Origin of the sequence: Oceanibaculum sp., from assembly GCF_022449305.1 — a bacterium.
Classification (GTDB): domain Bacteria; phylum Pseudomonadota; class Alphaproteobacteria; order Oceanibaculales; family Oceanibaculaceae; genus Oceanibaculum; species Oceanibaculum indicum.
The window spans coordinates 1-15,694 of record NZ_JAKUSO010000005.1 but is presented as its reverse complement, the minus strand read 5'-3'; the positions used below and the strand labels follow the sequence as shown (position 1 = coordinate 15,694).

Below are 15,694 nucleotides of genomic sequence, written 5' to 3'. Positions count from 1 at the left end.
GCACGGTCCTTGCCGTTCCCTCAGAAGCCGTGCCAGCCCTGCAGCGAGCGGCTGATCGCGGTGGCCGCCTGCTGCACGATGGGCGACAGCTTCTCGCGCGCGTCATGCATCGTCCAATAGGCGGTCGAGGTGGTGATGCCCAGTGCGGCGATGGGCTTGCGGTCGCCATCGAGAATCGGTGCGGCAACGGCCAGCTCGCCAAGGTCGGCCTCTTCCTCCACCCCGGCGAACCCGTCCTGCCGGATGCGGTCAAGCTCCGCCTCCAGCGCCGCGCGGTCGGTTATGGTGTGCGAGGTCAGCTTCACGAAATCGGTGCGGTCGAGGATCGCGGTGCGCTCCTCCGGCGGCAGCCAGGCCAGCATGGCGCGGCCGGTGGAAACGCAGAAGGCCGGCATGCGGCGGCCGATGGCGGTGTTGGAGTTGATCCGCCGCTGGCTTGGCATGCGGATCGCCACCACCGCATCGGTATCGTCCATGACCGACACGTTCACCGTTTCCTGCCATTCGTCGCGCACCGAGATGACGATGGGGATGGCGACATCGTAGAGCGGGTTCGCGCGCAGATAGGAATAGGCGAAGTTCAGCATGCGTGGGCCCAGGCGGTAGCGCCGCGTCTTTTCGTCCTTCTTCAGATAGCCAAGCTGGGTCAGCGTGTGGGTGAAGCGCTGGGCGGCGCTGGTGTTGAGGCCGGTACGCTGGGCGATTTCCCGCAATCCCAGCGCGTCCCAGTCGCTGCCGAAGGCCTGCAGCACGGCCAGCCCCTTGCCCAGCGAATTCACGAACAGCGGGTCGGTGCGCTCGTCTTCCTGCTGTTGCGTTTCGGCAGCAAATACAGGCGCTTGCGTTGAGGTCTCGCGCATCGGGTTTGCCTTTCGAACGGAGGTCTTTCGTGGCAGGCTGGCAGGCGCGTTGACAAAGCTGTAGGCTTGTCACACGATCACCGTCGTTCGTTACGATTTTATCGCATTCCGATAGCTGTGTCACTAATGGCGATTGCAACTGACGGAATTGTGCGTGGCGGACATTGGAGGCTAGTCAGGGTTCAGAACAATCAGGAGGGTCCTTAATGCGACCTTTAATGTACACAGTCGCCGGCATGTTTACGGCGCTATCGGTCCTGGTCGCGCCGGTCGCGGCGTCGGCGGCCGAGCTTAAGATCGCTCTTTCCACGGAACCGACATCGATCGATCCGCACTATCACAATCTGTCGCCGAACAACGCGCTCGCGACGCATATTTTCGGCGCGCTGATCGAGCAGGACGAGACCCAGCAGCTGAAGCCGGGGCTGGCGCTGTCCTGGAAGCCGATCAACGACACCACCTGGGAATTCAAGCTGCGTCAGGGCGTGAAGTTCCACGACGGTTCGCCCTTCACGGCGGAAGATGTGGCCTTCACCATCAGCCGCGCCGGCAATGTGCCGGACAGCCCGTCCAGCTTCGGCATCTACACGAAGCCGATCAAGGAAGTGAAGATCGTGGACCCGCACACGGTCCATTTCATCACTGAAGAGCCCTATCCGCTGATGCCGAACGACATCAGCACCATTCGCATCGTCAGCAAGAAGCATGGCGAGGGTGCGACGACCGCTGACTACAACAGCGGCAAGGCCGCCATTGGCGCCGGCCCTTACAAGCTGGTCAGCTTCACGCCGGGCCAGTCCATCGTGCTGGAAGCCAACCCAAACTACTGGGGCGACAAGCCGACCTTCGACAAGGTCACTTTCCGTCCGATCACCAACGCCGCCTCTCGCGTCGCGGCGCTGCTGTCGGGTGACGTCGATCTGGTGGACGGCGTGCCGACCGCCGACATCGCGCAGCTGAAGAGCAACGCCAATGTCGCGATCTCGCAGGCGGTCTCCAACCGCGTGATCTACCTGCACATCGACAGCGACCGTGACGTCACCCCGCATGCGACGGGCAAGGACGGCAAGGAGATCAAGAACCCGTTCAAGGACGTCAATGTCCGCCGGGCGATCTCCATGGCGATCAACCGCCAGGCCATCGTTGACCGCGTCATGGAAGGCGTTGCCATTCCGGCCGGCCAGCTGCTGCCGAAGGGTTTCTTCGGTGTCAGCCCGAACATCGCCGTGCCGACCTACAACCCGCAGGGTGCCAAGAAGCTGCTGGCCGATGCCGGTTATCCGGACGGCTTCAAGCTGACCATCCATGGCCCGAACGACCGCTACATCAACGACGCGCAGATCGTTCAGGCGGTGGCGCAGATGCTGAGCCGCATCGGCATCGAGGCGGCGGTCGACACCATGCCGCGCTCGACCTTCTTCAGCCGCGCATCCAAGCTGGAATTCAGCCTGCTGCTGGTTGGCTGGGGTTCCGGCACGGGTGAGGCTTCCTCGCCGCTGAAGTCGCTGCTGGCGACCTATGACAAGGCGGCGGGCATGGGCCCGTCCAACCGTGGCCGTTACTCCAACAAGGAGTTCGACGAGACCCTCGCCCAGGCGCTGGTCACCGTCGATGACGCGGCGCGTGAGAAGCTGCTGCAGAAGGCGACCGAGATCGCGATGAGCGATGTCGGCCTGATCCCGCTGCATTACGAGGTCTCCACCTGGGCGACCAAGAAGGGCCTGACCTATGTCGGCCGTTCCGACCAGGGGACCCTTGCTACCTACGTGAAGATGGGCAACTAAACCGCCCGTTATCGCCGAAAGGGGGAAGGGTCTTCGGGCCCTTCCCCCGACGGCGTGATAAAGGCAGGCCTTGCGCCTGCTGCCCTTTTACCCAGGTCACGCGCGCCCAAGGGAGCTGCCCAAGGCATGAGCGTTTTCATTCTGCGACGGTTGATGCAGAGCGTTCTGCTGATCGCCGTCATGACGGTGATCGTTTTTGCGGGTGTCTATGCCATCGGCAACCCGATCGATATCCTGATTTCCGCCGATGCATCCCAGGAAGAATATGACCGCGCCGTCCGTGCGCTGGGTCTCGACCGTCCCCTGTGGGAGCAGTATTTCGTCTTCCTTGGCAATATGCTGCAGGGCGACCTCGGAAAATCCTTCGTCTTCAACGAACCGGCGCTGAGCCTGGTGTTCGCGCGCCTTCCGGCGACGCTTGAACTGGCCTTCGCCGCCATGCTGCTGTCCATCCTTGTCGGTATTCCGCTGGGCATGTGGGCGGGCCTGCGGCCCGAGAGTGTGGCCGGCCGCTCCATCATGGCCGGTTCGATCCTCGGTTTCTCGCTGCCGAATTTCTGGCAGGGCCTGATGCTGATCATGGTCTTCGCCGTGTTCCTGCAATGGCTGCCTGCCGGCGGCCGCGGCCCGACGGCCAGCTTCCTTGGCATAGAATCGACGCTGTTCTCGCTGGAGGGGTGGAGCCATCTGCTGCTGCCCGCCCTGAACCTGGCGCTGTTCAAGATGTCGCTGGTGATCCGCCTGACCCGTGCGGGCATGCGTGAGACGCTGCTGCTGGACTATGTGAAGTTCGCGCGCGCCAAGGGCCTGTCCACTGGCCGGGTCATCTTCGTGCATGTGCTGAAGAACATCCTGATCCCGCTGGTCACCGTCATCGGCCTGGAGCTGGGGTCGGTGATCGCTTTCGCCGTCGTTACCGAGACGATCTTCGCCTGGCCGGGCATCGGCAAGCTGATCATCGATTCGATCTTCGTCCTCGATAGGCCGGTGATCGTGTCCTACCTGATCGTCATCGTGCTGATGTTCATCACCATCAACCTGGTGGTCGATATCCTCTACTCGATTCTCGACCCCCGCGTTCGCCTGTCGGATATGAAGTCATGAGCGCCGAGACGACAGACATCATCGCCGGTGTGCCCGGCCCGGATTCGGCGCCTGAGGCCGCCAAGGCCAAGGCGATCCCGCCATGGCGCCGCCTGTTCTCCAGCTTCTGCGAGAGCAAGCTGGCGGTCGTCGGCCTGATCACGCTGGTCGCGATCATCCTGGTCGCCGTCTTTGCGCCCTGGATATCGCCGCAGGATCCGTTCGATCTGACGCAGATCGACATCATGGATTCGAAGATGCCGCCGGGGTCGGAGAGCTATACCGGCATGACCTACTGGCTGGGTACCGATGGTCAGGGCCGTGACATGCTGAGCGGTATCTTCTACGGCCTGCGCATCAGCCTGACCGTTGGCATCCTCAGTGGCTTCTTCGCCCTTATAATCGGCACCTCGCTGGGTCTTACCGCCGCCTATTTCGGCGGCAAGATCGAGACGATCATCATGCGTATCGTCGATCTGCAGCTCAGCTTCCCGGCCATCCTGGTCGCGCTGATGCTGCTGGCGATCCTGGGGCGCGGTGTCGACAAGGTGATCCTGGCGCTGATCATCGTTCAGTGGGCCTATTACGCCCGCACCTCGCGCAGTGCAGCACTGGTCGAACGCCGCAAGGAATATATCGAATCGGCGCGCTGCCTGGCGCTGTCCACGCCGCGCATCATCTTCCGCCATCTGCTGCCGAACTGCCTGCCACCGGTCATCGTCATCGGCACGGTGCAGGTGGCGAACGCCATTGCGCTGGAAGCGACGCTCAGCTTCCTCGGCATCGGCCTGCCGGTCACCGAGCCGTCGCTGGGTCTGCTGATCTCCAACGGCTTCAACTACCTGCTGTCCGGCCGCTACTGGATCAGCTTCTTCCCCGGCGTGGCGCTGCTCATCACCATCGTCGCCATCAATCTGGTCGGCGACCAGCTGCGCGATATCCTGAATCCGAGGCTCCAGCGATGACCGACGCGGTTCTGAAGGTCGAGAATCTCAAGACCCACTTCTTCACCAAGGCGGGCGTCGTCAAGTCGGTGGACGATGTGTCCTTCGAGATCGGCCGTGGCAAGGTGATGGGGCTGGTGGGCGAAAGCGGCTCCGGCAAGTCGGTTTCCGGCTTTTCCATCATGGGGCTTGTCGATCCGCCCGGCCGTGTGGTCAGCGGCAGCATCCTCTATCGCGGGCGGGAGCTTGTCGGGCTGCCCGAATCGGAGATGCGGAAAATCCGCGGGCGGCACATCGCGATGATCTTCCAGGACCCGATGATGACGCTGAACCCGGTCCTGCGCATCGACACGCAGATGATCGAGACCATCCTGGCGCATGAGGATGTGGACCGCGAGACCGCGCGGCAGCGGTCCCGCGATGCGCTGGGCCAGGTCGGTATCCCGTCGCCGGACGAGCGGCTGAACGCCTATCCGCATCAGTTCTCCGGCGGCATGCGCCAGCGCGTGGCCATCGCCATCGCGCTGCTGAACAAGCCGGACCTGATCATCGCCGACGAGCCGACGACGGCGCTGGATGTCACCATCCAGGCGCAGATCCTGTACGAGATGCAGAAGCTGGTGCGCGAGCAGGATATGGGGCTGCTTTGGGTCACCCATGACCTGTCCGTTGTGGCCGGCCTCGCCGACGAGCTGTGCGTCATGTATGCCGGCCGCATCGTGGAGCGCGGGGCGGTGGATGATGTGATCGAGAACTCTGTGCATCCCTATACGCGCGGGCTGATCGGCTCGGTGCCGTCGCGTAATCCGCGCGGCCAGCCTCTGCGGCAGATTCCCGGTATGGCGCCGCCGCCCTTTGCCCTGCCGGAGGGATGCCCGTTCCGTCCGCGCTGTCCGCGTGCTGACGAGTCCTGCCTCGCCGCACCTGAGATGGTCGAACATATGCCCGGGCGGTTCGCCCGCTGCCAGCACCCGCATCTGGAGGACGCGGCATGACCGCCGAAGCCCCCATCATTGAACTGAAGGACGTCACCAAGCGCTTTACGAAGCGGCTGGACCTGGCGGCCAAGATCGTGAACCGGCTGGGCGGCAGCATGCGCGAGGAGGTCGTGCATGCGGTCGATCGCGTCAGCCTGTCGGTGAAGAAAGGCGAAGTGGTCGGCCTGGTCGGCGAATCCGGCTGCGGCAAGTCCACGCTGGGCCGTGTCGTCGCCGGCATCCATGACGCGACCGAAGGGCAGGTCTTCTATCGCGGGCGGGAGGTGAACAGCCTGACCGGCGCCGAGGCGAAGGATGTCCAGCTGAAGGTCCAGATGATCTTCCAGGACCCGATGAGTTCGCTCAATCCGCGCCTGCGGGTGGAGGAGATCGTCGGCGAGGCGCCGAAGGTGCATGGCATCGTGCCGCGCGGGGAGATGGACGGCTTTATCGATGATTTGCTGTCCCGCGTCGGTCTCGATCCCAGCTTTAAGAAGCGCTACCCGCACCAGTTCTCCGGCGGTCAGCGTCAGCGCATCGGCATCGCCCGCGCGCTGGCAGTGAATCCGGACTTCCTGGTGTGCGACGAGGCGGTGGCCGCGCTCGACGTGTCGATCCAGGCGCAGGTGCTGAACCTGTTCATGCGGCTGCGCGAGGAGTTCGACCTCACCTACCTGTTCATCAGCCATGATCTGGGCGTGGTCGAACATCTGAGCGACCGTGTGGTCATCATGTATCTTGGCCGGGTGGTGGAGAGCGCGCCGACGGACGAGCTGTTCAAGGCGCCGAACCATCCCTACACCCAGGCGCTGCTGGCCGAGGTGCCGAGGCTGGAGCCGGGACGCCGGGTGTTCGAGCCGATCAAGGGCGAGATTCCCTCGCCACTGGACCCGCCGCCGGGCTGCCATTTCCACCCGCGCTGCCCGCATGCCCATGCGCGCTGCAAGGTGGAGGTTCCGGCACTGCGGGAGATCGCCCCCGGCCGCTTCTCGGCCTGCCATCTGAACGACCAGCAATAGAGCCGGGAGGCCGTCCATGTTCCGACCTGATGCCGCTGTCGCTGCACTGCTGGAGGCCCGTCGCAGCCGCACGCAGCTTGCGGCACTGCCGGAAGGGGCGAAGCCGGGGTCGGTGGCCGAGGCCTATGCGGTTCAGGATGGGGTGACGCAGGCGCTGGGGCCGGTAGGAGCCTGGAAGATTGGCGCGAAATCGCCGTCTGATTCGCCGCTCGCCGCACCGATCCAGCAGTCGGATGTGCTGGCCGATGCCGCGCGTGTGCCACGCGACCGGTTCAACATCGTCATCGTCGAGGCGGAGGTTGCCTTCCGCTTCGGCCGCGACCTGCCAGCCGCAGGATCGCCTTACGACGATGCAACGATCCTGTCGGCCATCGAGAGCGCGCATCCGGCCATCGAGATCGTCGATAGCCGGTTTGCCGATATCGAAAAGCTCGATCCGTTCAGCAAGCTGGCCGATTTCCAGCTGAACGGTGCGCTGGTCGTCGGGCCGGCGCTGCGCGACTGGCAGGGGATGGATCTGAAGGCTATCACGGCCAACGTGACCATCGACGGCAAGACAATGATCGAGAAGACCGGTGGCAACCCCGCAGGCGACCCGCGCTGGCTGGCGCTCTGGGCGGCGAATAACCTGATCGCACGCGGTCAGCCCATCCTGGCCGGTCAGGTGGTCACCACCGGCTCGTATATCGGCATGCTGCCCGCACCGCAGGGCGGCGAGATCGTCGCCACCCTGTCGGGCGTCGGCAGCGTTTCCGTCAGGATCGGCTGATTATTCCGCCGCCTGACGGGAATTTGCCAGCAGGGCGCTGCGCAGTGCCTCGCCCAGCCGTTTCGCGGAGGCCGGGTTCTGCCCGGTGATGAGATTGCCGTCGCGGGCGACATGCGCCTCGAACAGGCCGGCATTCTCGAACTGCGCGCCAAGCTCCTTCAGCTTTGATTCCAGCAGGAAGGGCACCACGTCCTCCAGCTCTACCTTGCGTTCCTCGGCATCGGTGAAGCTGTTCACGCGCCGGCCTTTTACCACCGGGGTGCCATCCGGCCGCTTGGCGGCGACGAGGCCCGCCGGGCCATGGCAGACGGCGGCGACCGGCTTGCCGGCGGCGTCCAGTTCGCCCACCAGCTTAGCCAGTGCCGCGTCCTGCGGCAGGTCCCACATGGTGCCGTGGCCGCCCGGCAGGTAGATGCCGGAAACTTCCGCCGCTTTCACCGCATTGGTGCGCATCGTGGTCTTCAACGCCTGCATCGCCTTCTCGTCGGCCAGGAAGCGGTCAACGGAATCGGCATTCTCGCCCTGCGGCTTCAGCGAGCCGGGATCGGTCTTCACCTCGCCGCCAGCGGGCGAGGCGAAGATCACCTCATAGCCCGCATCGCGCAGGATGTAATAGGGGGTGCTCAGCTCCTCGAAATGGAAGCCGGTCTTCCGCCCGGTGTCGCCGAGGTCGGTATGGCCGGTCACGACGAACAGGAAGGGAGTGGTAGTCATGGGAAACCTCCTTGGGGTTCCGGAAACATGACTTCCACATAGGCAGCTTCACTTCGATTGAAAGGGGGCGGGCGTCAGCTTGTCGCGGCCCCACGTGCCGCGCCGCTGGCCAGCATGTCCGCGATTTCGGCCGCGCTGTAGCCGGCCTCGCTAAGCACTTCGGCGGTGTGCTCGCCATAGACCGGGGCGCCCGATTGGGGGCCGCCGGGCGTGCCGGAAAAGGCGATGGGCAGGCCGATGGTTTTCACCGCACCGAGCGTCGAATGTTCAACCTCCGTGATGACGCCGCGCGCCAGCGCCTGCGGGTCGCGGTGCATTTCCGGGATGGTCAGGACCGGGCCGGCGGGCAGGCCGACGGCTTCCAGCCGGGCGAGCCAGTCAGATGTGGGGCGGGTCCGGAAGATCGGGTTCAGGATATCGACCAGCGCCGGCAGGTTGGTCATCCGGCTGGCATTGCTGGAGAAGCGCGGGTCGTCGTTCAGTTGCGGCGCCTCGATGGCCTTAAGCAGCCGCTCCCAGTTCGCCTGGTTGGCGGCACCGATATTGATCCAGCCATCCTGTGTCGGGAAGGCCTGGTAGGGCGCGTTCAGCGGATGGGCGGAGCCGATGGGCTGCGGCGTCTCGCCGGTGGCGAAGCAGATCGCCGACTGCCAGTAGGTATGGACGATGCCGGCCTCGAACAGCGAGGTGTCGACCTTCTGGCCCTGGCCGGTCTGCAGCCGGCTGGTATAGGCGGCCAGCACGCCCATGGCGGCAATGATGCCCGCCGTGATGTCGGTGACCGGCGCGCCGACCTTCACCGGCGGGCGGCCCTCGCCCTCGCCAGTGATGCTCATCAGGCCGCTCATGCCCTGGGCAATCAGGTCGAAGCCGCCGCGGTCGGCATAGGGGCCGGTGCGGCCGAAGCCGGAAATCTCGCAATAGATCAGGCCGGGATTGATCCTGCGCAGCTCCTCATAGCCGAGGCCCAGCTTCTCCATCGTGCCCATGCGGTAATTCTCGATCACCACATCGGCGCCCTCCAGCAGCCGGCGCACCGCCTGCTTGCCGGTCTCGGTCTTCAAGTCGAGGGCGACGCCCCGCTTGTTGCGGTTCATCATCATGTAGGCGGCGGGCTCGTCCCCGATGAAGGGCGGCACGAAGCGGCGGGCATCGTCGCCGCCCGGCACCTTCTCCACCTTCACCACGTCGGCACCCATGTCAGCCAGCATCAGGCCGCAGACCGGCCCTGCCATGATGTGCGCCAGTTCGATGACTTTCAGGCCGGACAGCGGCCCCTTCTGCCGTGCGGGCATGATTTCCTAATTACTCATTCTCAACGGTAGAACAGCTCGACCAGCGCCATCGGCACGGCCGGCACATAGGTTACCAGCATCAGGATGGCGAGCAGAACCCCGATGAAGGGCAGGTTCACCCGGGTCACCGCCCACATATCCGCCTTGGCGATGGAACAGGAGGTCATCAGCACGCTGGCGACCGGCGGGGTCTGCTGGCCGATGCCCAGGTTCAGCGTGACCACCAGGCCGAAATGCACCGGATCGATGCCGACCGCATTCACCAGCGGCATGACGATGGGCACGACCAGGATGATCGCGGCGGCGGAGTGCAGGAACAGGCCGATGATCAGGAAGAACACGTTCAGGATCGCCAACACCGCGTACTTGTCGCTGGTGATGGAGGAGAGCCACAGGGCCAGCTGCTGCGGAATCTGCTGTTCCGTCAGATAGACGCCGAGCAGGGCGGAGGTCGCGACCAGCAGCATGACGACGGCGGTCTGGATCGCGCCTTCCATCATCGAATTGTAGAGGTGCCGAACGTCCAGTTCGCGATAGATCACGCCGCCGATGAACAGCGCCGCCAGCACGGCCAGGCCAGCCCCTTCGGTCGCCGTGACCCAGCCGCCGAAGATGCCGCCCAGGATGATCAGCGGCAGCAGGAAGGCCCAGGCGGCGTCGCGGAAGGTTTCCTTCAGGCGCCGCAGGCTGAACACTTCCTCGACCGGGTAGTTGTAGCGGCGGGCATACCAGTAGGCGAGGCCCATCATGCCACCGCCGCCCAGGATGCCCGGCACGATGCCGGCGACGAAGATCTGCACCACCGACGCATCGGCCATCACGGCATAGAGGATCATCGGGATGGAGGGCGGGATGATGACCGCCAGCGTCGCCGAGGAAGAGGTAACGGCGGCCGCGAATTCCTTCGGGTAGCCCTTCTTCTTCATCGCCGGGATCAGGATCGAGCCCATGGCGGCGACATCGGCCACCGCCGAGCCGGAGATTTCCGCGAAGAACAGCGAGGTGCCGATATTCACCATCGCCAGACCGCCGCGCACGAAGCCGAACAGCGCCGAGGCAAAGGCGATCAGCCGCCGCGACAGGCTGGAGGAGTTCATGATGGCGCCGGCCAGGATGAACAGCGGGATCGCCAGCAGCGGGAAACTGGTGGCGCCGTTGAACAGCACCAGCGCCGCATTCAGCATCGCATCCATGCCCGAGGAATAGATCATCGCCGACATGGCGACGATGCCGAGCGAGATGGCGATGGGGACGTTCAGCAGGATGAGGGCGACCAGCGCCACGAACATGACGGCGACGATCATCGCAGCGCCTCCTCAAGCTGCTTCTGCTCATGATCGACGATGCCGCCGCCGCGCGCCTGCGCCAGCACCTCGGGCAGGCTGAACAGCTGTGCCATTATGAACAGCACGCCGCCGATGGGGATGACCGACTGGGTGAAGGCGGTGGTCACGTTCGGCAGGGTGACCAGCGTGTCGCCCTGCAAGATCTGCAGCACCTCCCAGCCGAACCAGGCGAGGATGGCGAAGAAGCCGATGACGCAGGCCTCGGCGAACAGCACCGCGGCGATCCGCAGCTGCGGCGGCATCGCGTTCACCAGGCCGGGAAAGCCGATATGGGCACGCTTCAGCGCCGCCAGCGAGGCTCCGTAATAGGTCAGCCAGGCCAGCATGATCGAGGCGACCTCGTCGTACCAGACCAGCGACCAGCCCATTTTGCGGTAGGTGACACCCATGATGATGATCACCGTCAGGCTGGCGAGCAGGAAGATGACGAAAGCCGTCAGGGTCTTTTCAAAGACTGTTCTCAAGGCGGCGAACAAAGCGGGCGATCCTTGGTTGGCGGAAAAGGGAGGCGGGGCGGGCAAAAAAAAGCCCTGCCGGCGTCAGCCGACAGGGCGTTCTGGCAGGGGGGTTACAATCCGGCCCCAAGAGCAACGGCCTGATCGACCAGCTTGCCGCCGGCCGGCACATCCTTGCCGAACTCGGCATAGACTTCCTTGCTGGCAGCGATGAAGGCGTCCTTATCGGCCTCATTCACCTGCACACCGGCGGCCTTGATCTTGGCCAGCAGGTCGTCCTCCAGCTTGGCCGCCTGCTCATAGACGTAGGGCTGGGTTTCCATGGCAGCCTCACTCAGCGCCTTGCGGACATCCTCCGGCAGCGATTCCCACTTGCGCACGCCTGCCACGATGTAGGCCGGCGTATAGACATGGCCGGTCATCGACAGGTACTTCTGCACTTCCTGGAACTTGGTGGAATAGATCTGAGTCAGCGGGTTTTCCTGCCCGTCCATCACGCCGGTCTGCAGGGCGACGAACACTTCCGACAGCGCCATCGGCGACGGGTTGGCGCCATAGCTCTGGAACATCTTCACACGCCACTTGCCCTTCGGGGTGCGCAGCTTCACGCCCTTCAGGTCTTCCGGCTTCACGATGGGGCGGACATTGTTGGTGATGTGGCGGAACCCGTTCTCCCACACCGCGAGGATCTTATAGCCCTTGGCTTCGGCCATCGGCGCGAGGGAGGGCCACACCACCTCCTTCTCGATCTTCTTCATATGCTCGCGGTTCTTCACGAGATACGGCATCTCGAACATGCCGAACGCATCGACCTCGGACGACATGACGGTGGAGGGCAGGGCGAACTCCACCGTGCCGAGCCGCAGCTTCTGCAGCAGCTCCTTGTCGCCGCCAAGCTGGCTGGAACCGAAGGTGACGACCTTCGCCTTGCCGCCCAGCTTCTCGTTGGCGCGGCGGGCGAACTCGTTGGCCGAAATCTCGAACAGCGAGCCCGGCCCGCCGACATGGCCGAATTTCAGCTCCATCTGTGCCTGGGCCGGCGCAGCCAGCCCGCCGGCTAGCAGCCCACCACCTAGCAGGGCGCCTGCGATGAACAGTTTCCTCATGACGTTTCCTCCATCTCCTGTTGATGCATGGGGCCGGTCTTGGTGCCGGCTCTTCCATCCGATTATGCTTGTATTTCGGTGTGCCTCGCCATCATTAGTTGTCGCGCATTTTATTTGTTTACCGTACTCAGGCTGCCGCGCTCTTGGCCCCGGTGTTCGCCTCGCCCAGATAAGCCAGAGCCTCGGCCACGCCGCTTGCCTTGATTGGCACGCCGGCCAGCTTCAGCCCCATCTCGACGCCCGACAGGGTGCCGGCCAGCGTCAGGTCGTTGAAGTCGCCCAGATGGCCGATGCGGAACACCTTGCCGGCGACCTTGCCGAGGCCGGCGCCCAGCGACATGTCGAACTTGTCCAGGATGACCTTGCGCAGCGCATCCGCATTGTGCCCGTCGGGCATCAGCACGGCGGTCAGCGCGCTGGAATATTCCTCCGGATTCTTCGCCAGGATTTCCAGCCCCCAGCCGCGCACCGCGCGGCGCGTCGCCTCGGCATGGCGGTCGTGGCGGGCGAACACATTGTCCAGCCCTTCCTCCATCAGCATGTCGATGGCTTCCTTCAGCCCGTACAGCAGGTTGGTCGCCGGGGTGTAGGGGAAATAGCCCTTCTCGTTGGCGGCCAGCATCGGCGCCCAGTCCCAGTAGGATTTGGTGAGGCCGGCCTTCTTCGAGGCGGCGATGGCCTTGTCGCTGATCGCGTTGAAGGACAGGCCCGGCGGCAGCATCAGCCCCTTCTGCGAGCCGGAGACGGTGACATCCACGCCCCATTCGTCATGCCGGTAGTCGATGGAAGCCAGCGAGGAAATCGTATCGACCAGATACAGCGCCGGATGGCCAGCGGCGTCGATCGCCTTACGGATCAGCCCGATGCGGCTGGTCACACCGGTTGACGTCTCATTATGGACGGCGCAGACCGCCTTGATCGTGTGGCCCTTGTCTTCCTTCAGCTTGGCCTCGATCAGCTTCGGATCGACGCCGCTGCGCCAGTCACCGGCGACGAACTCGACGGTCAGGCCGAGGCGGCCTGCCATCTCCTGCCACAGGGTGGCGAACTGGCCGGTTTCCACCATCAGCACCTTGTCGCCGGGCGACAGGGTGTTGACCAATGCTGCCTCCCACGCGCCGGTGCCCGACGCCGGGAAGATGATGACCGGGTTCTTGGTCTTGAAGATCGGCTTCAGACCTTCCAGCACATATTTGCCCAGCACACCGAATTCCGGCCCGCGATGGTCCATGGTCGGCGCATCGATGGCGCGCAGCACCCGGTCAGGCACATTGGTCGGGCCAGGGATCTGCAGGAAGTGGCGGCCGGAGCGGTAGGTCATGATCGCTGTCTTCTTTATCTGAGTGGGCGCCAATGGGGTATCGAAGGGCAACCCGATTGCGGTTGATTTGCATAGTGCATGCAATTTGCCGGGGTATGTCAAGCGGCCATTCCCGGTGTGGGGTTGTTCTGCGATGCAGCATTTTCAAAGAAATTGCCTGCATTTCAGGATTCGTGTCAGGGCCACCAGGGCGCGCGTTGAATTTTGCATGCAAAATGCTAGGCTTTGCTGGAGCCGCTTGCGTTCCACCGCGAAGCGCGCAACTCTCGCCTCCTTCCACATATAACTGGAAAGCCCGATCCCGTGTCCGCCATCCAGCCCGCCGCCAAGCCGGCCTCCAAGCCCGCCGCTTCTTCCCGCAAGGCCCGCATCGCGCCGGGGGACAGTGGCCTTGCCGCGCGCCTGCGGCGGGAGGTCGAGGGCGACGTGCTGTTCGACGGGTTCAGCCGCGGGCGCTATTCCACCGATGCCTCGATCTACCAGATCGAGCCTCTGGGCGTTGTCGTGCCACGCAGCGAGGCGGATGTGCTGCGTGCGCTGGATATCGCGCGGGAGGAGGGCGTGCCGGTACTGCCGCGCGGCGGCGGCACCTCGCAATGCGGGCAGACGGTGAACGAGGCGCTGGTCATCGATCACAGCCGTTTCCTGAATGACGTCATCTCGGTCGATCCGGAGGCGCGCACCGCCTGGGTGCATCCCGGCATCACGCTGGACCGGCTGAACAAGCAGCTTAAGGGCACCGGCCTGTTCTTCCCGGTCGATATCTCGACCGGCAGCCGCGCCACCATCGGCGGCATGGCCGGCAACAATTCCTGCGGCTCGCGCAGCTTGCGCTACGGCAACATGGTGCACAATGTCCGCGCCATCGATGCGGTGCTGGCCGATGGCACGCAGGCGCTGTTCGGCCCGATCCCCGGCAATCTGGACGGGCTGGAGGGTAATCCGCGCTATCTGGAGATCGTGCAGAAAATGCGCGCGCTGGGCCTGCGCGAGGCCGACGAGATCAAGGCCCGCATTCCCGACATCCTGCGCAAGATCGGCGGCTACAACATCGAGACGATCCGCCCGGAAGGCCACAATATGGCCAGCCTGCTGGTTGGCTCCGAGGGCACGCTGGGCTGGTTCCAGCGCATCCAGCTGGACTTGCAGCCGATCCCGCCGCACAAGGCGCTGGGCGTGTGCCATTTCCCGACCTTCCGCAAGGCGATGGAGGCGACGCAGCATATCGTGAAGCTGGGGCCGACGGCGGTGGAGCTGGTGGACCGCACGATGATCGACCTGGCGCGCGACATCCCGGCCTTCCGCGAGACGGTGGACAAGTTCGTCGTCGGCGAGCCGGACGCGCTGCTGCTGGTCGAATTCGCCGGCGAGGACAAGGACGAGCAGCTGCGCGGCCTCGCCCGCCTGGTCGAGCTGATGGGCGATCTGGGCTTCCCCGGCGCCGTGGTGGAGGCCGCCGACCCGAAGTTCCAGAGCGAAATCTGGGAAATCCGCAAGCAGGGGCTGAATATCATGATGTCGATGAAGGGCGACGGCAAACCGGTCTCCTTCATCGAGGATTGCGCGGTGCCGCTGGAGGACCTGGCCGACTATACGGAGCGGCTGACCGACATTTTCACCAAATACGGCACCAAGGGCACCTGGTACGCCCATGCCTCGGTCGGCACCCTGCATGTGCGTCCGATCCTGAACATGAAGACCGAGGAGGGGGCCAAGAATATGCGCGCCATCGCCGAGGAAGCTTTCGCCATGGTGCGCGAATACAAGGGCTGCCATTCCGGCGAGCATGGCGATGGCATCGTGCGTTCCGAGTTCCACGAGACGATGTATGGCAGTCGCATTGTCCGCGCCTTCGAGGAGGTGAAGGACGAGTTCGATCCCGAGGGGATGATGAACCCCGGCAAGATCGTCCGCGCGCCGAAGATGGACGACCGCAGCCTGTTCCGCTTCAAGCCGGGCTATGCCATCCAGCCGCTGAAGACGGCGCTGGACTGGAGCGAGTGGGGCGGCATCTCCGGTGC

Annotated in this window: 14 protein-coding genes; 7 read left to right on the top strand and 7 right to left on the bottom strand. The window is 64.4% G+C overall.

Annotation, left to right across the window (positions count from 1 at the left end; translation table 11 throughout):
* Positions 1-20: 20 nt before the first annotated feature.
* Entirely contained in the window at positions 21-860 is an 840-nt protein-coding gene (locus MK313_RS03275) for an IclR family transcriptional regulator (protein WP_287780097.1), read from the bottom strand.
* A gap of 206 nt (positions 861-1,066) precedes the next feature.
* On the opposite strand from MK313_RS03275, the gene MK313_RS03270 reads away from it, so the two are divergent.
* The 6 genes from MK313_RS03270 (at position 1,067) to MK313_RS03245 (ending at position 7,436) form a co-directional block, all read left to right on the top strand.
* The gene (locus tag MK313_RS03270; protein ID WP_040706483.1) at positions 1,067-2,644 is read left to right on the top strand and encodes an ABC transporter substrate-binding protein; all 1,578 of its coding nucleotides are present in this window, start codon (positions 1,067-1,069) and stop codon (positions 2,642-2,644) included.
* Positions 2,645-2,770: 126 nt separating this feature from the next.
* Complete coding sequence (locus MK313_RS03265; protein WP_008943393.1) at positions 2,771-3,748, top strand: ABC transporter permease; 978 nt, start codon at positions 2,771-2,773, stop codon at positions 3,746-3,748.
* Positions 3,745-4,692: an ABC transporter permease gene (locus tag MK313_RS03260; RefSeq protein WP_008943392.1), complete on the top strand. Its 948-nt coding sequence runs from the start codon at positions 3,745-3,747 to the stop codon at positions 4,690-4,692. The genes MK313_RS03265 and MK313_RS03260 overlap by 4 nt, the downstream gene beginning before the upstream one ends.
* Positions 4,689-5,666, top strand: a complete 978-nt coding sequence (locus MK313_RS03255) for an ABC transporter ATP-binding protein (RefSeq protein WP_008943391.1) — start codon at positions 4,689-4,691, stop codon at positions 5,664-5,666. Before MK313_RS03260 ends, MK313_RS03255 begins: the two co-directional genes overlap by 4 nt.
* Positions 5,663-6,667 (top strand): ABC transporter ATP-binding protein, encoded by a 1,005-nt coding sequence (locus MK313_RS03250; protein ID WP_008943390.1) that lies wholly within the window; start codon positions 5,663-5,665, stop codon positions 6,665-6,667. The genes MK313_RS03255 and MK313_RS03250 overlap by 4 nt, the downstream gene beginning before the upstream one ends.
* A 16-nt stretch (positions 6,668-6,683) precedes the next feature.
* On the top strand, positions 6,684-7,436 hold the full coding sequence (locus MK313_RS03245) for a 2-keto-4-pentenoate hydratase (RefSeq protein WP_287780096.1): 753 nt from the start codon (positions 6,684-6,686) through the stop codon (positions 7,434-7,436).
* On the opposite strand, the gene MK313_RS03240 is transcribed toward MK313_RS03245, so the two are convergent.
* The 6 genes from MK313_RS03240 to MK313_RS03215 all read right to left on the bottom strand — a co-directional run bounded on the left by MK313_RS03240 (position 7,437) and on the right by MK313_RS03215 (position 13,673).
* Positions 7,437-8,150: a type 1 glutamine amidotransferase domain-containing protein gene (locus MK313_RS03240; protein ID WP_287780095.1), complete on the bottom strand. Its 714-nt coding sequence runs from the start codon at positions 8,148-8,150 to the stop codon at positions 7,437-7,439.
* 74 nt (positions 8,151-8,224) lie between these two features.
* Positions 8,225-9,445, bottom strand: coding sequence for a CaiB/BaiF CoA transferase family protein (locus MK313_RS03235; protein WP_287780094.1), 1,221 nt, complete (start codon positions 9,443-9,445; stop codon positions 8,225-8,227).
* A 20-nt stretch (positions 9,446-9,465) separates the two neighbouring features.
* Complete coding sequence (locus MK313_RS03230; RefSeq protein ID WP_008943386.1) at positions 9,466-10,749, bottom strand: TRAP transporter large permease; 1,284 nt, start codon at positions 10,747-10,749, stop codon at positions 9,466-9,468.
* The gene (locus MK313_RS03225) at positions 10,746-11,267 is read right to left on the bottom strand and encodes a TRAP transporter small permease (RefSeq protein ID WP_287780093.1); all 522 of its coding nucleotides are present in this window, start codon (positions 11,265-11,267) and stop codon (positions 10,746-10,748) included. The genes MK313_RS03230 and MK313_RS03225 overlap by 4 nt, the downstream gene beginning before the upstream one ends.
* A 92-nt stretch (positions 11,268-11,359) precedes the next feature.
* Entirely contained in the window at positions 11,360-12,352 is a 993-nt protein-coding gene (locus MK313_RS03220; RefSeq protein WP_121218539.1) for a TRAP transporter substrate-binding protein, read from the bottom strand.
* Positions 12,353-12,479: 127 nt separating this feature from the next.
* Positions 12,480-13,673, bottom strand: a complete 1,194-nt coding sequence (locus MK313_RS03215; RefSeq protein ID WP_287780092.1) for a pyridoxal-phosphate-dependent aminotransferase family protein — start codon at positions 13,671-13,673, stop codon at positions 12,480-12,482.
* A 303-nt stretch (positions 13,674-13,976) separates the two neighbouring features.
* On the opposite strand from MK313_RS03215, the gene MK313_RS03210 reads away from it, so the two are divergent.
* On the top strand, positions 13,977-15,694 hold a 1,718-nt coding region (locus tag MK313_RS03210; protein ID WP_287780091.1), incomplete at its 3' end, for an FAD-binding oxidoreductase.